This is a genomic window from Streptomyces sp. NPDC098789 (genome assembly GCF_044759975.1).
GTDB lineage: Bacteria > Actinomycetota > Actinomycetes > Streptomycetales > Streptomycetaceae > Streptomyces.
On record NZ_JBIWAJ010000020.1, the window covers coordinates 127,981 to 149,216 of the forward strand.

27 protein-coding genes are annotated in these 21,236 nt (G+C 71.2%); all 27 read left to right on the forward strand.

Annotation, left to right across the window (positions count from 1 at the left end):
- Positions 1 to 472 precede the first annotated feature (472 nt).
- The gene (locus tag ACIQWR_RS32385) at positions 473 to 799 is read left to right on the forward strand and encodes a hypothetical protein (protein ID WP_404016923.1); all 327 of its coding nucleotides are present in this window, start codon (positions 473 to 475) and stop codon (positions 797 to 799) included.
- The gene (locus tag ACIQWR_RS32390; RefSeq protein WP_404016927.1) at positions 796 to 1,515 is read left to right on the forward strand and encodes a hypothetical protein; all 720 of its coding nucleotides are present in this window, start codon (positions 796 to 798) and stop codon (positions 1,513 to 1,515) included. Before ACIQWR_RS32385 ends, ACIQWR_RS32390 begins: the two co-directional genes overlap by 4 nt.
- Positions 1,512 to 1,724, forward strand: coding sequence for a hypothetical protein (locus ACIQWR_RS32395; RefSeq protein ID WP_404016930.1), 213 nt, complete (start codon positions 1,512 to 1,514; stop codon positions 1,722 to 1,724). The genes ACIQWR_RS32390 and ACIQWR_RS32395 overlap by 4 nt, the downstream gene beginning before the upstream one ends.
- On the forward strand, positions 1,721 to 1,963 hold the full coding sequence (locus tag ACIQWR_RS32400) for a hypothetical protein (RefSeq protein ID WP_190088016.1): 243 nt from the start codon (positions 1,721 to 1,723) through the stop codon (positions 1,961 to 1,963). Before ACIQWR_RS32395 ends, ACIQWR_RS32400 begins: the two co-directional genes overlap by 4 nt.
- Complete coding sequence (locus tag ACIQWR_RS32405; protein WP_404016933.1) at positions 1,960 to 2,151, forward strand: hypothetical protein; 192 nt, start codon at positions 1,960 to 1,962, stop codon at positions 2,149 to 2,151. Before ACIQWR_RS32400 ends, ACIQWR_RS32405 begins: the two co-directional genes overlap by 4 nt.
- A complete protein-coding gene (locus ACIQWR_RS32410; protein WP_404016936.1) occupies positions 2,148 to 2,513 on the forward strand; it encodes a hypothetical protein in 366 nt (121 codons plus the stop codon). Before ACIQWR_RS32405 ends, ACIQWR_RS32410 begins: the two co-directional genes overlap by 4 nt.
- Positions 2,510 to 3,304, forward strand: a complete 795-nt coding sequence (locus ACIQWR_RS32415; RefSeq protein WP_404016937.1) for a hypothetical protein — start codon at positions 2,510 to 2,512, stop codon at positions 3,302 to 3,304. The genes ACIQWR_RS32410 and ACIQWR_RS32415 overlap by 4 nt, the downstream gene beginning before the upstream one ends.
- Before the next feature lie 107 nt (positions 3,305 to 3,411).
- A complete protein-coding gene (locus tag ACIQWR_RS32420) occupies positions 3,412 to 3,861 on the forward strand; it encodes a helix-turn-helix domain-containing protein (protein WP_404016940.1) in 450 nt (149 codons plus the stop codon).
- Positions 3,861 to 5,093, forward strand: a complete 1,233-nt coding sequence (locus ACIQWR_RS32425; RefSeq protein ID WP_404016942.1) for a PBSX family phage terminase large subunit — start codon at positions 3,861 to 3,863, stop codon at positions 5,091 to 5,093. The genes ACIQWR_RS32420 and ACIQWR_RS32425 overlap by 1 nt, the downstream gene beginning before the upstream one ends.
- A gap of 73 nt (positions 5,094 to 5,166) precedes the next feature.
- Positions 5,167 to 5,610, forward strand: a complete 444-nt coding sequence (locus ACIQWR_RS32430; protein WP_404016945.1) for an HNH endonuclease signature motif containing protein — start codon at positions 5,167 to 5,169, stop codon at positions 5,608 to 5,610.
- Positions 5,597 to 7,072, forward strand: a complete 1,476-nt coding sequence (locus ACIQWR_RS32435) for a phage capsid protein (protein ID WP_404016948.1) — start codon at positions 5,597 to 5,599, stop codon at positions 7,070 to 7,072. The genes ACIQWR_RS32430 and ACIQWR_RS32435 overlap by 14 nt, the downstream gene beginning before the upstream one ends.
- Positions 7,073 to 7,090: 18 nt before the next feature.
- Positions 7,091 to 9,349: a phage minor capsid protein gene (locus ACIQWR_RS32440; protein WP_404016952.1), complete on the forward strand. Its 2,259-nt coding sequence runs from the start codon at positions 7,091 to 7,093 to the stop codon at positions 9,347 to 9,349.
- Positions 9,350 to 9,360: 11 nt separating this feature from the next.
- A complete protein-coding gene (locus ACIQWR_RS32445; protein ID WP_404016955.1) occupies positions 9,361 to 9,531 on the forward strand; it encodes an Rmf/CrpP fold protein in 171 nt (56 codons plus the stop codon).
- A 73-nt stretch (positions 9,532 to 9,604) separates the two neighbouring features.
- A complete protein-coding gene (locus ACIQWR_RS32450) occupies positions 9,605 to 10,204 on the forward strand; it encodes a hypothetical protein (RefSeq protein WP_404016957.1) in 600 nt (199 codons plus the stop codon).
- 18 nt (positions 10,205 to 10,222) lie between these two features.
- Positions 10,223 to 11,233, forward strand: a complete 1,011-nt coding sequence (locus tag ACIQWR_RS32455; protein WP_404016960.1) for a major capsid protein — start codon at positions 10,223 to 10,225, stop codon at positions 11,231 to 11,233.
- The gene (locus ACIQWR_RS32460) at positions 11,233 to 11,481 is read left to right on the forward strand and encodes a hypothetical protein (RefSeq protein WP_404016963.1); all 249 of its coding nucleotides are present in this window, start codon (positions 11,233 to 11,235) and stop codon (positions 11,479 to 11,481) included. Before ACIQWR_RS32455 ends, ACIQWR_RS32460 begins: the two co-directional genes overlap by 1 nt.
- Before the next feature lie 2 nt (positions 11,482 to 11,483).
- A complete protein-coding gene (locus ACIQWR_RS32465) occupies positions 11,484 to 11,882 on the forward strand; it encodes a hypothetical protein (RefSeq protein ID WP_404016966.1) in 399 nt (132 codons plus the stop codon).
- Complete coding sequence (locus tag ACIQWR_RS32470) at positions 11,876 to 12,196, forward strand: hypothetical protein (RefSeq protein ID WP_404016968.1); 321 nt, start codon at positions 11,876 to 11,878, stop codon at positions 12,194 to 12,196. Before ACIQWR_RS32465 ends, ACIQWR_RS32470 begins: the two co-directional genes overlap by 7 nt.
- Complete coding sequence (locus ACIQWR_RS32475; RefSeq protein WP_404016971.1) at positions 12,193 to 12,543, forward strand: hypothetical protein; 351 nt, start codon at positions 12,193 to 12,195, stop codon at positions 12,541 to 12,543. Before ACIQWR_RS32470 ends, ACIQWR_RS32475 begins: the two co-directional genes overlap by 4 nt.
- A complete protein-coding gene (locus ACIQWR_RS32480) occupies positions 12,540 to 12,971 on the forward strand; it encodes a minor capsid protein (RefSeq protein ID WP_404016974.1) in 432 nt (143 codons plus the stop codon). Before ACIQWR_RS32475 ends, ACIQWR_RS32480 begins: the two co-directional genes overlap by 4 nt.
- Positions 12,972 to 12,979: 8 nt before the next feature.
- Positions 12,980 to 13,501 (forward strand): phage tail tube protein, encoded by a 522-nt coding sequence (locus ACIQWR_RS32485; protein ID WP_404016976.1) that lies wholly within the window; start codon positions 12,980 to 12,982, stop codon positions 13,499 to 13,501.
- Positions 13,501 to 13,989 (forward strand): hypothetical protein, encoded by a 489-nt coding sequence (locus tag ACIQWR_RS32490; RefSeq protein ID WP_404016979.1) that lies wholly within the window; start codon positions 13,501 to 13,503, stop codon positions 13,987 to 13,989. Before ACIQWR_RS32485 ends, ACIQWR_RS32490 begins: the two co-directional genes overlap by 1 nt.
- Before the next feature lie 233 nt (positions 13,990 to 14,222).
- Entirely contained in the window at positions 14,223 to 16,640 is a 2,418-nt protein-coding gene (locus ACIQWR_RS32495; RefSeq protein ID WP_404017067.1) for a phage tail tape measure protein, read from the forward strand.
- 2 nt (positions 16,641 to 16,642) lie between these two features.
- The gene (locus ACIQWR_RS32500) at positions 16,643 to 17,458 is read left to right on the forward strand and encodes a phage distal tail protein (RefSeq protein WP_404016982.1); all 816 of its coding nucleotides are present in this window, start codon (positions 16,643 to 16,645) and stop codon (positions 17,456 to 17,458) included.
- 123 nt (positions 17,459 to 17,581) lie between these two features.
- Positions 17,582 to 18,610 carry a hypothetical protein gene (locus tag ACIQWR_RS32505; protein WP_404016985.1) on the forward strand — a complete coding sequence of 343 codons (1,029 nt, stop codon included), beginning with the start codon at positions 17,582 to 17,584 and terminating at the stop codon, positions 18,608 to 18,610.
- Entirely contained in the window at positions 18,610 to 19,578 is a 969-nt protein-coding gene (locus ACIQWR_RS32510; RefSeq protein WP_404016988.1) for a hypothetical protein, read from the forward strand. The genes ACIQWR_RS32505 and ACIQWR_RS32510 overlap by 1 nt, the downstream gene beginning before the upstream one ends.
- 34 nt (positions 19,579 to 19,612) lie before the next feature.
- Positions 19,613 to 21,226: a phage tail protein gene (locus tag ACIQWR_RS32515; protein WP_404016990.1), complete on the forward strand. Its 1,614-nt coding sequence runs from the start codon at positions 19,613 to 19,615 to the stop codon at positions 21,224 to 21,226.
- Positions 21,227 to 21,236 lie beyond the last annotated feature (10 nt).

Here is a 21,236-nt window from a genome sequence, read left to right on the forward strand (position 1 = left end):
GTACGGGACCGCCCCGCAGGCCCGCAAGCTCGTCGCGGTCGGTCTGTGGCACGAGCACGGTCACACCTGCCCGCGCTGCCCGCAGCCCCCCGTCGGCGACTTCATGGTGCACGACTTTTTCGAGGGCGGGCGGAACTCGACGAGGGCGCAGGTCGAGGCCAACCGGTCCGCCGCCGCGGAACGCAAGGCGAAGAGCCGCACGCGAAACGAGACCCGAATCGGCGGCGAATCGGCCGCGGATCGTGCGCGAAACGAGCGCGGATCGGCGACGAATCAGACCCGAAACGCACCCCCATTTCAGGAGGAGTCCGCAGGTCAGGAGGGGGTGTCACACCGTGACGCCGTCGATAGCGTCACAGGCCCCCAAGCCAGCACCAAGCCTTACCCCTCTACTTCCTACGGAAGTAGAGGTGAACAAGCTAGCCCGGACGGGCCCCGGATCGCCGAGCCTGTACGGCCCCTCGTGGACGCCATGAGCGCCGCAGGAATGGTCGTCTCCTGGGAACTCTCCTCCGGCGAGTGGCTGCTGCTGCACGCCCTGATCGAGCGGTGCGGCGTACAAGTCCTCGTCGATCACGCCGGCGGTGCCTGGCAGGCCGCCCGCACCCGCCCCCGCTCCGCCCGCTACTTCGTCTCGGGATGGCGCTCCCTGCCCACACCGCCGCCGCGCGCCCCCGGGGCCGGCCCGAACGTCGTACCGCTCAACCCCGGCGCCGCCCGCCCCTCGACCACCGATCAACGGGTGCGCGCCGGCCTCGACCTCGCCGCCCAACTCCGAGAACAGGAGAACGCCCAATGACACCCGCAGACGCCGCCGAAGTCCTCGCCCTGTGCGCCGCGTTCGACCTGCGCACCATCGGCGAGGCGGACGCCCGCGCATGGGCCTACGCCCTGCGCGACTTCCCCCTCGACGACGACACCCGGCAAGCAGTCGCCGACCACTACGGCGTGACCGAGAAGCGAGCCACCCCCGCGGACGTGCGCAGGATTCGTGTCCGTATCCGCGAGGCCCGGATCGGCGCCGCCCACCCGGTCTACGACGGCAACCCGACCGAGACCGGAGCGCAGTTCACCGCACGCCGTCGCGAGCAGCTTGCCGCCGCGGCCGAGGGACACCTGCCCGCCCGGTCGATCACGCAGGCACTCGACGCCGCCCCACCGGCCGACGTCCTCGCCCTGGTCGCCGGGGTCGGCCGATCCGTCGACGACGAGCCGCGCCCGTACATCACGCCCGAGCAGCGGTCCGCCCTGCGCGCACCCCTGCCCAACCAACGGGCCACGCTGCCCGCGCTCGCCGTGCCGTGCCCGGTCGAGACCTGCCGCGCCGGCCGCCGCCGACTGTGCAAGCGGGGCGCAGGGATCGAGCTGCGCAACAACGTCCACGGTCGCCGCCGCGACGCCTACGCCGTCGAGGTCACCACCTGCCCCGACTGCGGCGCCGACCCCGGGCAGCACTGCCTCGCCCCCGAACCACACCCCGCCCGCATCCGAGCCGCACAGGAGGCCGCCGCGTGAACGATCACCTTCGACGCATCGTCGAGCAGGACGCCGCCCGCCGCGCCCGCGCCGAGGCCCACCTCGCCGAGCTGACCGCCGCGTTCTGCGACCGCATCCTCGCCGACCACGCCGAGGGCGAGCACGACCGCCTCGTGCGCCTCATGTGCACCCCGCCCTCGCCCCGAGCAATCCGAGCCCGCCACACCTCAGGAGGACAGCACCGATGACCCCGCCCGCCGCCCGCGCCTCAATCGCCGCCCACCTGACCGACACGCTCGACGTGCACCCCCACCTCGCCACGCTCACCGCCGCATCCCTGCTCGACCGCCTCGCCATCGACGGATGGGAGATCAACAGCAACCACTACGCGCGACCGGTCGCGCCTCGCGCGCGGGAACCGCGCGCTCGGCGCTCCCTGTCCCGCTGGTTCCGCCGTGCCCGTACGGACGGAGACAGGACCACATGACCGACGCCCTGCTCGCCCTCGTCGCCGCGCTCGCCCTCGCCGTGGTCGCCGTCCTCGTCGGCGCCGTGCGGCTCGACGGCCGCCTCGACCGCGAGGCCCGCGCCCTCGTCCGCCGTCCCTGCCCGATCCACTGCACCGCCTGCTCGTCGGCCGCCCGCCGAGCCTCGAACGGAGACACGCCCGCATGACACTGCACGCCCGTACCCGTACCGACTCCCGCCGCGGCCGAGTCCTCGTCCGCGAACTCACCCGCGAGGCCCGGCGCGAGCGCTTCCTGCTGCTGCTCGCCCGCGCCGACCGCGGAGTGCTCACCCCCGAGGACTGCGCGGCCCTGCGCGCCGACGTCGAGGCCGAGGTCGCCGAGAGCGACACCCACCGACGCAGCGCCGCCGGACAGCAGGCAGCAGCGATGCGCCTGCACACACGGATCGAGGCCGCCGAGCAGGCCCTCGTCGAGACCGAGGCCGACCGCGACCGCGCGCTCGCCGAGGCCGAGGCCCTGCGCGAGCAGCACGTCGAGCAGCACGTCGCCACCGAGGCACGCCGATGAACGAGACCCGAGCCCTAGCGCAGACCGTCGCCGCCCTGCGCCTCGTGCGCGAGAAGTGGGGAGACCTGCGCGCCGCCGTCGAGGCGCCGCCCACCCCGGCCGACTGGCCCCCAAGGGAGCGAGCCGCGTTCCTCGACAAGGTCGCCGAGCAGCCCCTGCTCGTCGCCGACCGGGAGCCGTACGCCCTGCGCGCACACCCCGCCCCGCTGAATCTCGACGCGCACGATGCGGCGGTCGCCGTCGAGGAATGGCTGTTCGACCTCGCCGACACCTGCGCCGAGGTGACGCAGGAGCACACCCCCCTCGACGAGCTGCACCGATGGAACTACAGCACGCAGCGCGGGCCCGGATCACGGACGCAGGGCGCCCACTGGGCAAGCGTGTTCGTCGAGGGGCGCGTGCTCGGCCAGTTCACCGCCGATGACGACGAGACGCTCGACGAGCCTCTGTTCGCCCCCCTGCCCGAGTGGGCGCTGCACGAGGCGCACCGCGTCGCCCGCCAGTGCGCCGACCGCGTACTGCGCACCCTGCGCCACGACGAGCGGTCGGCGAGCAGCCGCTACCCGTGCCCGTGGTGCGCGTCCCTGCTCACCTCGTACTCGGCGTCGGGGAACGTGCAGCGCATCACCTGCTCGGGCGGTCCGTCCTGCTCGGCACCGGTACCCCTCGACCTCGACGGACACCGCGTGTGGGAGCGGTCCGACATGGGCCCCCTGCTCGCTCTGATCGCCGCCTTGATGGAGTCGGGCGAGGTCGCCGCGGAACAGGCTTGCGCCGTTATCAGTTCGTGACCTATTGTTCGAGGCGTCTCCGGCGTGCCCGGAAACCCCCCGAACTGTCCGCCCCGCCACATCCCCCCCGTGGCGGGGCGGACGCATGTCCGCCGGGAGGTGAGCAGGTGCCCGAGCCGATCCGCGAGCGCGACCGCGAGCAGGTGCGCCGCCTCCACTCCGAGGGCAAGAGCCGCAACACGATCGCCCGACTCACCGGGCGCAGCGCCGCAACGGTAAGCAAGATCGCCAAGGCCGAGGGGCTCACATTCGCAGGGGGCGCCCGCGTCGCCGCCGCGACCGAGGCCCGACGAGCAGACGCCGGCGCACGCCGCGAGCAGCTCGCCGACGAGGCCCTCGACGGCGCCCTCGGCCAAGTCGCCCGCACCGTCGGTGCCGAGTCCGCACGCGATGCCCGCGACCACGCCACCGCCGCCCGCGCGCTCACCGAAGTGCACGCCCGCGTCGCTGAACTCGCCCGCCACAGCAGCACCGGGAGCAGCGGCGGCTCGATGCTCGACCGCCTCGCCGACGCCCTGCTCGGGCCCCCGGCCGGAGGTGACCACGAGGGGGGTTAGTGACCGCCCTCGCCCCGCTCTCCCCCAAACAGGTTGCCTCGATCCGGGGCGCCACCCGCCGTATCAACATCTGGCACGGCTCGGTGCGGTCCGGAAAAACGATCGCCTCGCTCGTCTGCTTCCTGCTCATGATCCGGCGCGCGCCCGCCTCGGGCCTGATCGTGATCTGCGGGCGGTCGCTCCAGACGATCGAACGGAACTGTCTCGACGTCCTCGCCGACCGCGCGCTGTTCGGCGACGTCGCCGCCGAGGTCCACCACACCCGCGGAGCCACCACCGCCGTGATCCTGGGGCGCGTCGTTCACCTCGTCGGCGCCTCGGACGCGCGCGCCGAGGGACGCCTGCGCGGCATGACCGCCTCGCTCGCCTACTGCGACGAGGTCACGCTGCTGCCCGCCGCGTTCTTCCGGCAGCTCCTCGCCCGCCTCTCCGTCCCCGGGGCAAAACTGATCGGGACCACGAACCCCGACTCGCCCCGGCATTGGCTGCGGACCGACTACCTCGACCGCGCCGGCGACCTCGACCTCGCCGCCTTTCACTTCCGCCTCGCCGACAACCCCTCGTTGAGCGAGGCGTACGTCGCAGCCTTGGCCGCCGAGTTCACCGGCCTGTGGCGCCGGCGCATGATCCTCGGCGAGTGGGTCGTCGCCGAGGGCGCGATCTACGACGCCTACGACGAGCAGCAGCACGTCGTCGACGAGCTGCCCCCGATGCGCCGCCATTGGGTCGGCATCGACTACGGCACGGCGAACCCTTTCTCGGCACTGCTGCTCGGCCTCGGCGACGACGACCGGCTGTACGTGGTGAGCGAGTGGCGCCACGACTCCCGCACTGCACACCGCCAGATGACCGACACGCAGTACAGCCGCGCCGTCCGCGACTGGCTCGGCGAACTGGACGTCACCCCCGAGTGGACGTTCATCGACCCGAGCGCCGCCTCGTACTCCACACAGCTTTGGGCCGACGGACACCCCGGCGTCACCCGCGCGGTGAACGACGTGATCGACGGAATCAGGTCCGTCTCGAACGCCCTCGACGCCGGCCTGCTGCGCATCCATCGCTCGTGCGAGGGGCTGCTCGGCGAACTGCCCAACTACGTGTGGTCAGAAGAGGCCGCCGCTCGCGGTGAAGACAAGCCGGTGAAGAAGGACGATCACTCGGTTGACGCCCTGCGCTACGTGATCCATTCGACGGCGCACGAGTGGCGCCCCCTGCTGACACAAGCCGCATAACCCAACCCGACCGACCACGGCCCCCGCCGCCGAGTCGGCGCGGGGGCTTTGCCATGCCCAAGGGGGGCCGCCCGTGCGCGCCGACTTCACCGACCGATTCCTTGCCCGCATCACTGACACCCCGGCCGGCTGCTGGCAGTGGACCGGCTACCTCATGCCCAACGGATACGCCCGGATCAGCATCGACGGCGAACGACAGTACGCGCACCGCGCCTCGTACGAGGCCCTCGTCGCGCCAATACCCGCCGGCCTCGTGATCGACCACCTGTGCCGTAACCGCGGGTGCGTGAACCCCTCCCACCTTGATCCAGTTACGCAGCGAATTAACGTCCTGCGGGGCGAGTCGCACGTCGCCGCCCGCGCCCGACAGACCGAGTGCATCCACGGCCACCCGTTCGACGAGGCCAACACCTACCGAGCAGGCAACGGCACCCGTAAATGCCGCACCTGCCGCACGGCCGCCCGCGCCCGCGCCCGCGCACGGAAGCGAACAGGGGTGAGCTGTGCCGCTGCCTGACAACAATGTTCCCTGGCCCCCGCCGTACCTCGCCCGCCCCCTCGCCGAGATGCACATCGATGATGCTTGGTACTCCGGCGACGCCGCCAAGCTGACCGCCGTCTACGCCAACAGCCCCACGCGCAAGAGTGGAACATCCCGCCTGTGGGGACGCCACCGCGCACCGCAGCCCGGCAAGCGCGACAACCGTCTGCACATCCCCCTCGCCGGCGACATCGCCACCGCGAGTGCCGACCTGTTGTTCAGCGAACCGCCCGTGTTCACCGTGGGCGACTCTGCAACACAGGACCGGCTGAACGAGTTGAGCGACGCCGACGGCATCGCGAACACGCTGCTCGAAGGCGCCGAGGTCGCCGCCGCCCTGGGGGGCGTGTACCTACGGATCACGTGGGATCGCTCGCTCGTCGATCGGCCGCTGCTCACCACCGTGCACGCCGATTGCGCAGTGCCCGAGTTCTCGTTCGGTCTGCTGCGCGCCGTGACGTTCTGGCACGAACTCGCCTCGGACGGCGCGAGCGTGCTTCGCCACCTTGAACGGCACGAGCGCGGTCGCATTCTGCACGCTCTCTACCAGGGCACCGCCGACAACCTCGGCCGACGCATCCCGCTCACTGAACACCCCGCGGTCGCACCGCTCGCCGAGGCACTCGGCCCCGACGGCGAGTCGATCGAGACCGGCATCGACCGCCTGACCGCCGCTTACGTCCGCAACATCGGCCCCAACCGCCGCCACCGCGGCTCAGACCTCGGGCGCTCCGACTACGCCGCCCCGCTGTACGACTTGCTCGACGCGCTCGATACGACATGGACATCGTGGATTCGCGACATCCGCCTCGCCCGCGCCCGCCTGATCATCCCCGACGCCTACCTGCGCGACCACGGCCCCGGCAACGGTGCGAGTTTCGATTCCGACCGCGAGATCTGGCAGCTCCTGAACATCCCGCCCACCGAGCAGGGCGGCATCACGCTTTCGCAGTTCGCGATCCGGGTCGAGGAGCACGAGAGGAGCGCCGAGGCCACGACACGGCAGGCCGTACGCTCGGCCGGCTACGCCGCGCAGACCTTCGGCATTGACGACCAGGGCGCCGCGATCACCGCGACCGAGGTCAAGGCCAAGGAACGCCGGAGCATGACCACCCGCGGCAAGAAGATCCGCTATTGGTCCCCGCCCCTCGGCGAAATGCTGCACGTCATGCTGCTGCTCGACCGGCTGCTGTTCGGCCGCGGCATCGTGCCCGAGCGCCCCCGGATCGCGTTTGGCGGCGCCGTGAGCGAGGACCCGACGACCCTCGCGCAGACCCTTTCCCTCTACCAGCAGGCGCAGGCCGTCAGCGTCGACACCAAGGTACGGATGATCCATCCCGGGTGGGACGAGGACGCAGTGCAGGCCGAGGTCGCCCGCATCCTCACCGAGACCGGGCAGGCCGTGCCCGACCCCATGCAGGCGGGCGCCCTCGTCTAATCGTGTGAGGGGGTGCCGATGCCCATCCACCCCGGCATGGTCGAGGATCTCTCGGCCGGCGTCCGCGACCTCTACGCGGACGCCGAGCAACGGCTGCTCGGCATCGTTGCCCGGCAGCTCGCCGACGGGTTCGAGGCCCCGGGGTGGGCGACCAACAAACTCAGAGACGTGCAAGCCCTGCGCCGCGGCGCGCAGGGCGTCGTCGACGCCCTCGCCGAGGCCGTGCGGCTGGACGTGTTCGACGCGGTCGCCGAGGCGTACAGCATCGGCGCCCGCTCGGGCCTCGCCGAACTCGGCGCGCTGCACGATGCTGATCTGCGCCGGATCGCCGACACCACGCCGAACACGCGCGCGGTCGACCGCCTCGCCGCCGAGACGCTCGATCTCGTCACCGCCACACATCGCGGGATTCTCCGAGGTGTCGAGGACGGGTACCGGCAGGTGATCGCCGAGGTGTCGGCGACACCCCTGCTCGGCATCGACACCCGCCGTCAGGCAACCCAATCCGCGATGGAGCGATTCAGCGATCGAGGGCTACGGACTTTCGTCGACCGCGTCGGGCGCGCGTGGCAGATGACGAGCTATGCCGAGATGGCCGTACGGACGGCGACCGGCAGGGCCGCGGTCGAGGCACACGGCGACAAGCTGCGCGCCGCCGGCCTCGACCTCGTGATCGTCAGCAACGCCCCGCACGAATGCCCCCTGTGCAAGCCGTTCGAGGGCAAGGTGCTGTCCCTCGACGGACCGGGCGGCGCCCGCTCAATCGAGGTCGAGCACGCCGTCGAGGACGGGCGCACCGTGCGGGTGAACATCGCCGGCAGTCTCGTCGAGGCCCGGCAGCACGGTTTCCAGCACCCCAATTGCAGGCACTCGGTCGCCGCCTACCTGCCCGGGGTGACCCGGCCGGCGGTCGAGGCGTCCGAGGACCCCAACGGGTACGAGGCCACACAGCGGCAGCGCGCGATCGAGCGCGGGATCAGGAAGTACAAGAACCGTGCCGCCGCCGCGGCGACGAGCCCCGAGGCCCGTCGGGCGGCCGAGGCCAAGGTGCGCGTCTGGCAAGCCAAGCAGCGCGAGCACCTGGCCGCGCACCCCGAGTTGATCCGCCGTCGTGAGCGCGAGCAGCCCGGGGCCGGCAACCTCCCCTCGACCGCGCCGCGCCCACCGCAGGATGCGTTCGAGGCTGCGCGCGTCCGCTCCGGCGACGAGCGCACCCTGCCGGAGATGACCGACGAGCAGCTCGGCGCCGCGATCCGGCCCGGGGTCCTCGATCAGCGCGACCTCGACCGCATCCGCGGCGAGGCCGGCCGGCGCGACGAGCAGGTGCTGCTCGACCGCATCCGGCCGCAGGGCCGCCTCGTCGAGAACCTCGCCGAGTTCAGCGACGACGAACTCGCCGCCGTCGCCGGCCACCTCGGCGACGACGACATGCTGCGGATCATGGGCGAGATGGACCGGCGCGACATCGACGCCGCCATGCCCGGTATCCGCCGCGATCTCGTCGGCATGTCCGAACGCGATCTCGCCGCCCGCGCCCGCAACGTCGAGGGCGACCGGGCGGCGATCGGCGCCGAGATCCACCGCCGCCGCGCGCTCGGCGAACTGTTCCCCGAGGGGCGCCTCGCCGGCGACCTCTCCGCCCTCGGCGACGACCTGCTCGTCTGGGGGGTGCGCTACGCCTCCCCCGAGGACGCCGCCCGGATCTCCGCCGAGATCGACCGCCGGTACCCGGCCGCGCCGCCGCCCGCCCCCGCGGGCGCACGGGTCGCCGACACCCTCGCCGCGCGCAACGCGCTCGACGAGGCCATGCCGCCCGTACGCCTCGACGACCCGCCGCCGGCGGACCCCGACGAGTGGGGCGCCTACGGCCGCGACCTCGAAAAGGGCCCCGACGGAACCGAGCACATGTCCGCCGCCGAACGATGGGTATACGAGCGGGAACTTGAACAGCGGTCGGCGCGCTCGGCGTACAGCCGCGAAGAGATACGCGAGATGTATCAAGAGCACATCTACTTGCAGTGGCTCGCCGCGGAGGATGCGACGCGAGGCCACATGCTCAGTCGCGCGGCCGAGGCCGCCGACGTCGACCCGCGAAGTCTCTTCACCGGTCCGGCGCACGTCGCCTACGCCCGAGCAAGCGAGGACCTGATCAGGTGGTGGGCCGACACCTCGCCGCGCGTCACGCTCGCCGAGTTCACCGAGCAGGTGACCGGCGTCAAGAACGCCGCCGCCGAGACCGCCCGCCAGTCCGCACACGGCCAGCAGCTCAAGCAGTAGAGGGGGCGCTGATGGGATTCCGCGAGGCCGCGGTGCGCGCCCGACAGGCCGGCGCGAGCGCCGCTCTGACCGGGCGGCCGGCAACGGACTGCCCGCACCGCGGCGACGAGCCGCTGCTGCGCGCCGCATGGGTGCGCGGGTACGTCGCCGCCGAGCAGCAACTCGCCCCACCCGAGCCGTAGCCGCTCTCCCCTACATAGGGCCGCCGATCCGGTGGCCCTTTTTTCATGCCCGCACGAGCCCCGGAGGGTCACCATGCCCGAGAACCCCGTCGACCCCGGCACCGTCACACCGCCCGCCGGCGACCCGGCCACCCCGCCGAACCCCGCCCCGAACGGTCCGCCCGCCCCGACCACGGGCACCGAGCAGCAGCTCGCCGACGCGACGACCCGCGCCGAGCAGGCCGCGGCCGAGCGCGACGAACTGCGTACGGCGCTCGATGCCGTGACCAAGGCACTCAACCCCAACGGGGGCGAGGCCGAGCAGGACCCGACCAAGCTCGCCGCCGCGGTCGCCGAGCGCGACCGGCTGCTCGCCGACCACGCCGCAGAACTGCGCTCCGCCCGCGTCGAACTCGCCGTCGCCCGCGCTGCCGCCGATGCCGGGGCCCGCGGCGACCGCCTGCTCAACTCCCGCTCCTTCCTCGCCTCGGTCGCTCAACTCGACCCGGCCGACGTGACGTTCGAGACCAAGCTCGGCGCCGCGATCACCGCGGCAGTCACGGCCGACCCCGACCTGTACCGCGCCGCACCGGCAGGGCCGCCCCGCGGCGGAGCCGAGTTCCACGGCGCACCGGCCGGCGAGCGCCGCGCCGCATCCCTGCACGACGCCGTCGCCGCCCGCCTCGGCGGCTGAACGATCTAGGAGAAACCTTTGCCCACCTCCCTTAGCGAGGCCCGGAACAACGCCACCGACGACGTAGACGTGCAGGTGATCGACGAGTTCCGGAAGTCGTCCGACATCCTCGACCGCCTCACCTTCGACAACGTCGTCTCGCCAACCGGCGGCGACACCCTCACCTACGGATACCGGCGCCTGATCAGCCAGCGGTCGGCCGACTTCCGCGCGATCAATGCCGAGTACGTACCGGCCGAGGTCACAACGCAGCGCTACACCGTCGATCTCGTACCGCTCGGCGGTAGCTTCCAGATCGACCGCGTGATCGCCCGGATCGGGCCGGCCGCCTCGGGCGCCGTCACCCTGAACATGCAGCAGCTCATCAAGGCGAGCCGCGCACGGTTCGCCGACGCCGTGATCAACGGCGACAAGGCCACCGACACGAAGAGCTTCGACGGCCTGTCGAAGATCCTCACCGGATCGAGCACCGAGTACCTGCCGCTGAACAACGGCGTCACGGCCGGATTCGTCGACTGGACCACGATCACCGACAAGGGCTCGGCGCTCGCCGCGCAGCGCCACATCGACGACTGGCTCGCCACGATGGATGACGCCCCCGATGTCATCTACGGCAACCGCAAGACCCTGAGCCTGTTCAAGACCATCGCCGCCTGGACCGACCAGCTCGACAAGGGCACCGACGTGTTCGGGCGCCCGGTCACCGCGTACAACGGAATCCCGCTCGTCGACCTCAAGTCGAAGGCCGGCGCGAACGTGGACGTGATCGGCCTGGTGACCCGCGACCCGGACGGCGCCGGAACCGGCGGGAACGTGACCGGCCTCGGCGACCTGTTCGCCGTCCGGTACGGCCTCGACGGATTCCACGGCGCATCGGTCGGGGGCGGCGCCCCGCTCGTATCCACGTGGCTCCCCGAGTTCGACCGCTCCGGCGCCGTCAAGACCGGTGAAGTCGAAATGGGGCCCGTCGCGCCCGTCCTCAAGGCGACCAAGGCCGCCGCCGTGTTCCGCAACATCAAGAGCGCGTGATGCCCGTGATCATGCGCATCACGGCCCCGGTCGCCGACTTCACCGGGGAAGGGCCCGGCGGCGTCCAGTTCACCGAGGGCACCGCGACCACGAGCGATCCGGCAGTGATCGGCTACTGCCAGGGGGCCGGCTACAGAGTCGAGCCCCTCGGCGACGATCCGCCGGACATCGAGCAGAGCAGCGAGCAGAACGGCCCGCCCGACGAAAAGTCGGCGGGCCGTTCTGCTGCCCGCAGCAAGAGGGGGTGATCGTGGCCCGTCAGCCCTACGCGACCCCCGAGCAGCTCGCCACCTACACCGGGCAGCCCGCCCCCGCGGACGCCGAGCGACTCCTCGCCAGGGCCGGCGAGGACATCGACTCGGCACTCCTCACCGCCGTCTATCCGGTCGACGAGGACGGCGACCCCCTCGACCCGAAGACCGCCACTGCCCTGGCCGCGGCGAGCTGCGCGCAAGTTGAATATTGGGTCGCCGCCGGCGACGACGGCACAGGGGCGCAGGGCCGATGGGACTCGGTCTCGATCGGACCAGTGTCCCTGTCAGGGCGCGCCGCCTCGACCGCGGGCGCATCCGGTGTCGAACTCGCTCCGCGCGCGGCCCGAGAGCTGCGCCGCGCGGGACTCACCCCGGGATGGGTGATGGCGTGGTGACCCGCGTCCCGCCCTCCCTGCTCCGCCACCGCATCGGCGTCGAGCCCTACCTCGGCGACGGCGCATACGGCCCCTCATACGGGCCGCTCGTCGTGCACGCGGCGCTCGTCAGCAGCACGGTGCGGATGGTCCGCGCGGCCGACGGTCGCGCGCTCAACAGCACCGCGCAGATCATCGCCGCGCCCGGTCTGGACTGCCCGCCCGGATCGCGGATCACCCTGCCCGGCGGGCGGATCACGACCGCGCTCGTCTCCACCGGCCACACCGCCCCGGGCCTACCGGTCCCCACATCCACGGAGGTGATGGCCGAGTGAGCCGTGCCCGTCTGCGTTGGAGCGGGGACGCTGCCAGCGCGGCGATCCACTCGGGCCTGCTGCGGGGGCTGACCCTCGCCGGCGAACTCACCCTGCAAGCAACCCGCCAACGGGTCCCGATCGCCGAGGGCACCCTCGAACGATCGGGGGCGACCTCGGTCGACGAGGCCACCATGACCGCCGCCGTCAGTTACGACACCCCGTACGCCGTGCGCATGCACGAGGACATGACCGCCCAGCACTCCCCCGGACGAACCGCGAAGTACATCGAGGCCGTGTTGCCCGAGGTCGCCGGCGAGGTGCAGGCCGTGATCGCCGCGCAGGTTCGGCGCGAGCTACGCGGATGACCTACACCGTCGACCTGCTCGACGGTCTCGCCCGCCTGCTGCACTCCGCCGGTGTCGGTATCTACCGGCCCGATGGCGTGTACGCCGCGGGCGAGACCGCGATCACCATCGCCGCGCTTCCCCCGGTCCCCGACCGGGTGATCTGCCTCGCCGCCTACCCGGTCACCGACTCCCCCGTGCTCACCGACACCACCACCGGTGTGCAGGCGCGCACCCGTGCGGGGGCCGACCCCCGCGAGGTCGACGCCCTCGACGACCAGGTGCACGAGGTGCTGCACGGCAGCGGCCCGCACCGCTTCGGCGCCGTCCCCGTCTCGCTGGTCTACCGCGTCTCGGCCGCCCCGATCGGCGCCGACTCGGTCGGCCGCTGGGAGCGCTCCGCCAACTACTACGTCCGCGCGCACCGCGTGCACCCCCACCTCGAATAGGAGGCGCCTTGAGTACCCCGACGCCGCCGGCCGAGACCGTAACCGCGCTCGCCCGCAGGTACAGGCTTGAGCTGGACATGGGCACCGTGCCCAACACCCCCGTGTGGACGCTCGTTCCCGGGGTCACCGAGTTCACGCCCAAGGTGGAACCCACGCAGCAGGAGGTGACGACCTACGACGCCGAGGGCTGGAGCGAGCAGGCCGTAACGATGCTCGCGTGGTCCATCGAAACCACACTCGCCCACCGCCACCACCCGACCACCGGTGCCTTCAACGCAGCGCAAGAGGCGCTGCGTCGGGCCTCCCGCAGTTTCGGCGAACGATCCTACGTTCGCGTGCGGTACTACGACCGCAACGGCGCCCCAGACGCCCAACAGGGAACGGCCCTGGTGACGTGGGAACCCTCAGGCGGGGGCCCCGAAGACGTCGACACGGTCAAGGTCACGCTCACCGGGTCCGGTCCGCTCGTCGAGATCGTCAACCCCGCCGCCGGGGGCGCCGTCACCGCCAAGTCAGGGGGTGGTGCGTAGTGGCGTTCGAAGACCTGGGCGAGCTGCTCGCCGAGTCGATCGAGCTACCGGTCGCCGGCCGCCTCTACACCGTGCCCGCCCCAACGGCCGAGATCGGCCTACGGACGCAAGCACTCATCCATGCCGCTGCGGTCGCCGCGGACGGCGGACGGGCCGACGAGCAGGTGCTCGGCGACGCCGCCGAGCGCAACCTGTACCGCGACGTACTCGGCCCCACTCACGACGAGATGATCGCCGACGGCGTGACGTGGCCGACGCTCAAACACTGCGCGATCACCGCCATGGTGTGGATCGCGCAGGACAAGACGGCGGCCGAGCGGTATTGGACGGCGGCCGGCGACCCTTCTCGTCTGGCCCCGAACCGAGCGGCCCGCCGCAGCCCGTCGGGTGCGGCGAACTCGACCCGGTCTCGGGGCTCTACGAGTGGTACGAGTACCCGCCCGGCGCCCGCCCGCGGCGCGGGCAAGAAGGCCCGCAAGCCTCGCTGACATGGGCGGCGATCCTCGCCGAATGGCCGCTCGTCGAGGCTGATCTACACGAGGTCTACGGCATCGACGTAGGCGCCCCCGGGCTGCTGCAAGCCCGTTCCTGGCGATGGCTACGCGTGCGCATCCTCGCTCTTCTCTCGGCCGAGTCTCGCCTCGCCCGGGTGCTCACCCCTCCGCCCGACTCCTCCCCCACGGGAGGTACGACCGCCAGGAGGTGAGTCCCCGTGGCCCTCATGGTCGGTGAACTCGCCGCCACCATCACTGTTGACGATTCCGGCGCCGCCGCCGGGATCGCCCGCGCCGAGCAAGCCATGCGCCAGGGCGGCGACCGGATCGCCGCCGAGGCGGACCGCGCAGGCGAGCAGGCGGGCGACGCCCTCGGCGACGGGCTCGCCGACGGAGCGGCCGACGGCGGGGCGAAAGCCTCGCGCAGCCTGGGCACCGCCTTGAAGGGGTTCGCGGCAGCGGCGGTCGGCGCTGGTATCGGCGCTGCCCTCATGACCGGGCTCGGCTCGGCCCTCGAACAGTCCAAGATCACGGGGCAGTTGCAGGCGCAGCTCGGGACGACCGGCCCGGTCGCCAAGACATACGGCAAGGTCGCCGGCGATCTCTACGCCGGCGCGATCGTCGACTCGGTCGAGGATGGCGCCGAGATCGTCAAGGGCATCGCCCGCGGCGGTTTGTTGCCCCCCGATGCAACGCAGGGGCAGATCAAGACCTTGGCAACGCAGGTCGCAAGCGCCGCGACGGTCATGGGCGAGGACGTCTCGAACGTCACTCGCTCCGTCGGCACCATGCTGAAAAATGGCCTCGCCCAAAATGCCGAGGAAGCCCTCGACGTACTCGTCAAGGGAACACAGAACGGCACGGGCGCCGCCGAGGACCTCCTCGACACGTTCAACGAATACCCGACTGAATTTCGGCAGCTCGGGCTCGACGCTCAGACGTCAATGGGGCTGCTGCAACAGGGACTCCAAGGCGGGTCACGCGACGCCGATATCGTCGCCGACAGCCTCAAGGAATTCACCTTGATGGCGCAGGGCATGAACGAGGCCACAGCGACCGCCTACGACGATCTCGGTTTCAGCTCCGAGAAAATGCAGAAGATCTTTCAGAAGGGCGGACCGGAAGCAGCGAAGGCACTCGACCAGATCCTCGACAAACTGCGCGAAGTCAAAGACCCCGCAGAGCAGAGTCAGATCGCTGTCGGGCTTTTCGGCACCAAAGCCGAAGACATGCAAAAGGCGATCTACTCACTCGACCCATCGAATGCCGTTAAGGCACTCGGGGATGTCAAGGGCGCCACCGACGCCGCCGGAAAAGCACTGCACGATAATGCGGCGACGAAAATCGAAGCGTTCAAGCGAGGGATCGAGCAGAAGCTCGTCAACACCATCGGCAACTACGCGATCCCAGTCATTGAGAAGCTCGCGGATTGGGTCGGCGCAGGCGGACTCGGTAGCGCGTTCCGCGCGGGTACCGCGTTCATCTCCGATCACTCGACGGCGCTCTCGATCGCCGCCGGCGTGATCATGCTCCTGATGATGCCGACGCTCGTCGCGCTCAGCATCACTGCTTGGACGACGACGACAGCAGTCGTGACCGGGTGGGCTACCCAATCCGCGGCCGGCGTCACAGCAGCAGCGAAGTTCGTCGCGCTCAACGCCGTAATGCTCGCCGGGTGGGTGTCGCAGGGCCTAAGCGCCGGCGCCGCCGCGCTGCGGGTGGTCGGGGCATGGGTCCTCATGGGGACACAGAGCATGATCCAGGGCGCCCGGATGGCCGCTGCGTGGCTGCTCGCCATGGGCCCCGTAGCCCTCATCATCGCCGCCGTCATCGGCATCGTCGCCCTCGTCGTCGCCAACTGGGACGCGATCACCTCGGCAACCGAAGCCACATGGAATTGGGTGCGGGGAAAGCTCCTATGGGCCGGACAAGCCATCCTCAATTTCTTCCTGAACTGGACGCTCGTCGGCCTCATCATCACGCACTGGGCGGCGATCAAATCCGGCACCGTCAGCTTGTGGAATTCGACCGTTGAATGGGTCAAGGGCGTCCCGGGCCGGATCCTCGACTTCTTCCTGAATTGGACATTGGTCGGGCTCATTATCAAGCATTGGGATGCGATCAAGCTCGGCACCATCCGCAAGGCTGGCGAAATGCTGAGTTGGGTCCGTGGTCTGCCTGGAATGATCGCCGGATATTTCGGTAATTTCGGCTCGATGCTGTACGGCCAAGGCCGTGATTTGGTCATGGGATTGTGGAACGGCATTCGAGCCATGGGCGGTTGGCTGCGCTCAACCCTGATGTCATGGGCGAAAAACATGATTCCGGGGCCGATCGCTAAAGCGCTCGGAATTCATTCTCCGTCGCGTCTCATGCGCGACAAGATCGGCCGGTTCATTCCTGCGGGCATCATCGCGGGCATCGAATCCGGCGCCCCTGCGATCGACCGCACCATGCGGCGCCTCGTCGCGGTCCCCGACGCCCCGCAGTTCGCCACCGCCGGCGCCCCCGCCAACAGTGCTAGCGAGGGCGGGGGTTGGGGCGCGGGAGGTCCGACCGTGCACATCGAGAACTGGAACGCAGGCAGCGCGACCGCGGATCAGACCGCGGCGGCGCTGGCCTGGCACGCCAAGGGCAGGGGGTAACGATGGCAGGTTCACGCGTCGTCGCCCCCGGGCACGTGCAGTTCGGCGACGACCTGCTGCTCGGCCCTCACACCGCCTACGGGTGGCGGACCCTCACCGGTTGGGAGGACTCGCCCGGCCTCGACTCGGGCACCGTCGCCCGCTCGGGCGCGCACGGCGCCTACCTCGGCCGGCTGCTCGCACAGCCGCGGACCATCACGCTCGACAACATCGTGATCCGTACCGAGCCTCGCCGGATGGGCGCCGCCGTGCGCGCCCTGCGCGCGGCGACGGCCCTGCGGGACGACGAGGAGGCGCTCGTCATGCAGCTCGACGACGAGCCGCCCCTGCTTGCGTTCGCCCGCTGCATACGTCGCTCGATCCCCGTCACCGCGGGCGGGTACGCGCTCGGCATCGTCACCGGGGCCGCGCTCCAATTCGAGGCGAGCGATCCGCGGCGGTACTCGCTGATCGAGCAGCAGGCCACCACCGTGATCGGTGGCTCGCTGCGCGCGGTGAACGACGGCGACGCCCCCGCGCACCCCGTGATCACGATCCGGGGCCCCCTCTCCCTCCCCTCACTGACCGACACGCTCACGAAGCAGGTACTCGAATACGACGTCGACCTCGGTCCTGCCGACACGCTGCTGATCGATACCGCCGCCTCGACAGCCACCGTGAACGGTGAGAGCTGCCTCGGTACGGCGACCGCCCGCTCGACCCTGGAGGAGCTTTACGCCCTCCCCCCGGGCGCATCCACGCTGTCCCTTCGCGCGGCCCCCGGGTCCGTCGACCCCCGCGCACAGCTGGCCATCCGATGGCGCTCGGCCTACTGGTAACCCCTAGCCGGCGCCCGCGTACTCATCCCTCGGGGAGGTGCCCCTCTGCCCGCCATCGACTACCGCATCACGCTCTGCGACCTACGCACCGACGAAGTACGTGACGTCCTACCCGCCACCGATGTGGCCTTCGACGACTACATCGGCCGGACCGGAACAGCCTCGGTCACCGTCCCCCTGCCGAACCGGCAGATCGCCGCCCGCGTCCGCGCCGCCCTGGACCTCGGCCGAACCGCACTGTGGATCACGCGAGGCAATGACCTATGGTGGGGCGGGATCCCCTGGACGTCCGCCCTGGCGAGTGACAGCCGCGGCCGGCTCAGCATGAAGATCCAGGCCGGAGGATGGGCGTCCTACCTCGACCATCGCGCCGTCTTCCACACGCAGCAGGCGACCGGGGTCGATCAGTTCGACATCGTGCGGGGGCTGCTCGCCTACTCGGCCACTCTGGCCGGAGGCGACATCGGGATCGAGTCCGACTCCCGGATCCTGTCCGGTGTCCGGCGCGACCGCACGTTTCGCCGCTACGACCAGCCGCGCATACGAGAGCTGATCGACCAACTCGCCTCGGTCGAGGGCGGGTTCGAGTGGCGGATCGCCAGCAGACGCGACCAGACGACCGGGCGCCGAATCAAGGAACTGCAACTCGGATCGCCCGTGATCCGCGCCGGCACTTCCGCCGTCGTGCTCGACCACCCCGGTCCGATCCTCACCTACGACTGGCCCCTCGACGCGACCGTGCGTGCCAACGTGTGGCAGAGCAGGGGCGCGAGCGACAACAAGAACCAGGCCGCCGAGTCCCTACCGCTGATGACCGAGCTGCTCGTCGACGACGCGCAGCTCGCCGCCGGATGGCCGCGACTGGACGGCACCTCGGACTACACGACCGTGAGCGACCTCGGCACGCTCGCCGCGCATGCCCGCGCCGACCTCGCCGCCGCAGCCACCCCGCGACCGATTCCCCAACTCACCGTCGCGCTCGACCGTACGCAGCTCTCGCCCGCGCTCCTCGGCGCCACCATCCGGATCCGCATCCGGGATCTCTGGTGGGCCGAGGGCCTCGACGCGCGATACCGGCTCATCGGCCTCGCCGTCGACCCGCCCACACGCGGCCGACCCGAAACCGCACGCGTCTACTTGGAGGCCGCTTGATGGCAGCGATCCCCCTCGACCTACTCGACCGCATCCGCGCACTCGAACGCCAACTGCGCGAGCTGACCGGGCGCACGCAGATACGCCCCGCGATGAGCGAGATCACGCACGGACTCGTCAAGATCGCCGAGGGCGGCAGCCTCGAAGTGTGGGCGCCCAACGGCATCGGCCTCGTCCGCGTCGGCGCCATCGTCCCCGACGCCGAGCACCCCGGCAACGCCGAGCAGCAGGGCGTCGTCATGAACAGGCAGGACGGATCGACCGCTTTCTCAATCTTCGGCGCCCGCTCGGAGGAGACAGGCGCCGCGGGACCGCAGTCCATCAGCCTGTGGGACCGATCCGGGAATCAGGTGCTGTCCGACGAGACCACGACCGGGTGGGGCGTCGGCACCCCCTACCTGCCGCTGCCGCTCTACCCCGTGGGCATCGACCCCATCGTCACCGAAAGCACCTTCATCAACCGGTGGTTCGGCACGTTCCCCGCGCAGCAGCCCGTCGCCTCGATCCTGCTCGACATCGGAGCAGGCGGCGGCTCGACCGCCGAGGTCACCGTGCAGTACCGAACAGCAGACGAGCCCTCGTTCACGGACGTGGCCACCATGTCCGTCACCGCACCAGCGTCCACCGCTCGGTGGGAATCGCGATGGATCACCTTCCCGCTGCACGGCGCCGACTGGCTACTCGATGTGTTCGTGCGGGTCCGGGTCCGGCAGACGTCCGGCTCCAACGGCGTCACCGTCAACTACTCCGGCGGCCACACCCACGAGGCCCGCTCGCCGCAGGAAATTCCCCGCCCGCGCCCCACCCGGACAGCCACCCGGCGCAGCAGCACGCCCGCCACATCCGGCCCCGCGCAAGGCACCAACAACCCCGCCGCACGCCCGCCCGCCGCCGCCCCTGCGTTCGATGCGCCCGCGGCCACCACCCCGCCCGAGCCGCCCATCGGACTCCACACGATCGACGACTAGGAGGCGCACCCTGCTCCCCCCGTCCATACCCACCGTGACCGTGCGCGGTCGCTACCTCGCCCCCGACGGCACACCACTGTCGGGGGCCCTCGTATTCCGGGCCCCCGCCACACTGACCTTCCCGCAGGCCGACGTGATCCTCGGCGGACCGGTGACCGTTCCTCTCGACGCGCAGGGAGGCATCGAGGTCACCCTGCCCGCCACGGACTCACCGAACATGGACCCGTCCGGGTGGGCGTACGTGGTGGCCGAGCAGCTGTCGGGCATCCCCGTGGGCCGCTCCTACAACGTGGTGTTGCCCCGGGCGTGGCCCGCGGTCGACCTCGCCGACATCGCCCCGACCGACCCCTCGAAACCCAACTACGTCGGGATACCCGGACCGATCGGGCCGCAGGGTGTGCCTGGCACCGCCGGATCCCGGATCCACACCGGGACCGCCGCGCCCGCGGCGAGCCTCGGCGTCGATGGCGACCTCTACGTGCGGTACGAGACCGACACCGTCCTCGGCATCCCCACCACAACCGTCTCAACATGGCAGCGCGCCGCCGGCATGTGGGCGCTGCTCGGCGGCACCCTGCGCGGCACCGCCTGGTACGTGACCACGGGGGCGCTGCCGAGCAGCGGCGCGCGCCCCGGCGACATGGTGCTCCGCGCCGATACCGGGGACATCTGGCAGCGCGGCGAGGCCGGGTGGGGAACCTCGGTGGGAACGCTGCGCGGCCCGACCGGTGCGACCGGTGCCACGGGCGCAGCCAGCACGGTCCCCGGGCCGCAGGGAACAAAGGGCGACACGGGCCCGGCCAGCACCGTCCCCGGACCACAGGGCCCAAAGGGCGACCCGGGCGCCGGATCGGTGTCCACCGTCAACGGCGACCACGGCCCGAACATCGTGATCACCATCGCCGGCAAAACGGGGACCACGATCGACCTTGCCGCGGCCGACGTCGGCGCGCAGCCCACCGGAACCGCCGTCCTACTCACCGGCGCGCAGACCATCGCGGGCGCCAAGCTTTTCAGCACAGTCCCCTCGGCCTCGGCCGCGCCGACCGCCGATAACCACCTCACCCGCCGGAGCTACGTCGACGGCCTCGGGGGCGGCACGTGGCTCCCCACCGATTTGGGGTTCGCGGCCTGGACATTCGACCCGGCCACCAGTAACAGCGGGCAGGCCCTACTCGCCGGATACGTGTACCTGTGCGGGATCACCCTCCGCGTGCCCACCACGGTGGCCAACCTGTGCTTCTACTCGTGCGGGTACGGGGGCGGGACGCTGACCTCGTCGAGCTTCGCGGGCCTTTACACGGCCGCCGGCGCCCGCGTCGGCGTCACCGCCCCTCTCTCCGGCATCGTCACCGCGAACGAGGGCGCGACCGTGGTCTGCCCCCTCACCACCGCCTACTTGGCGCCCGCCGGTAACTACTGGGTGGCCATCGTCACCAACGGGCAGGTAGCGAGCCCCTACAACGGGCCCGTGCTCGCCCGCGGCGCCAACCTCGGCACCTCGCCCGCCGGCGCCGCCGCCATGCCAGGCGCCTTTCGCCGCGCCGCACGGCTCACCGCCACCGGGCAGACCAGCCTGCCCGCCGCTTTCACCCCCGGCACGGCCCTCACCTTTGACGCCAATGCGCTGTGGGCCGCGGTCAGTTAACCCGAGGCCG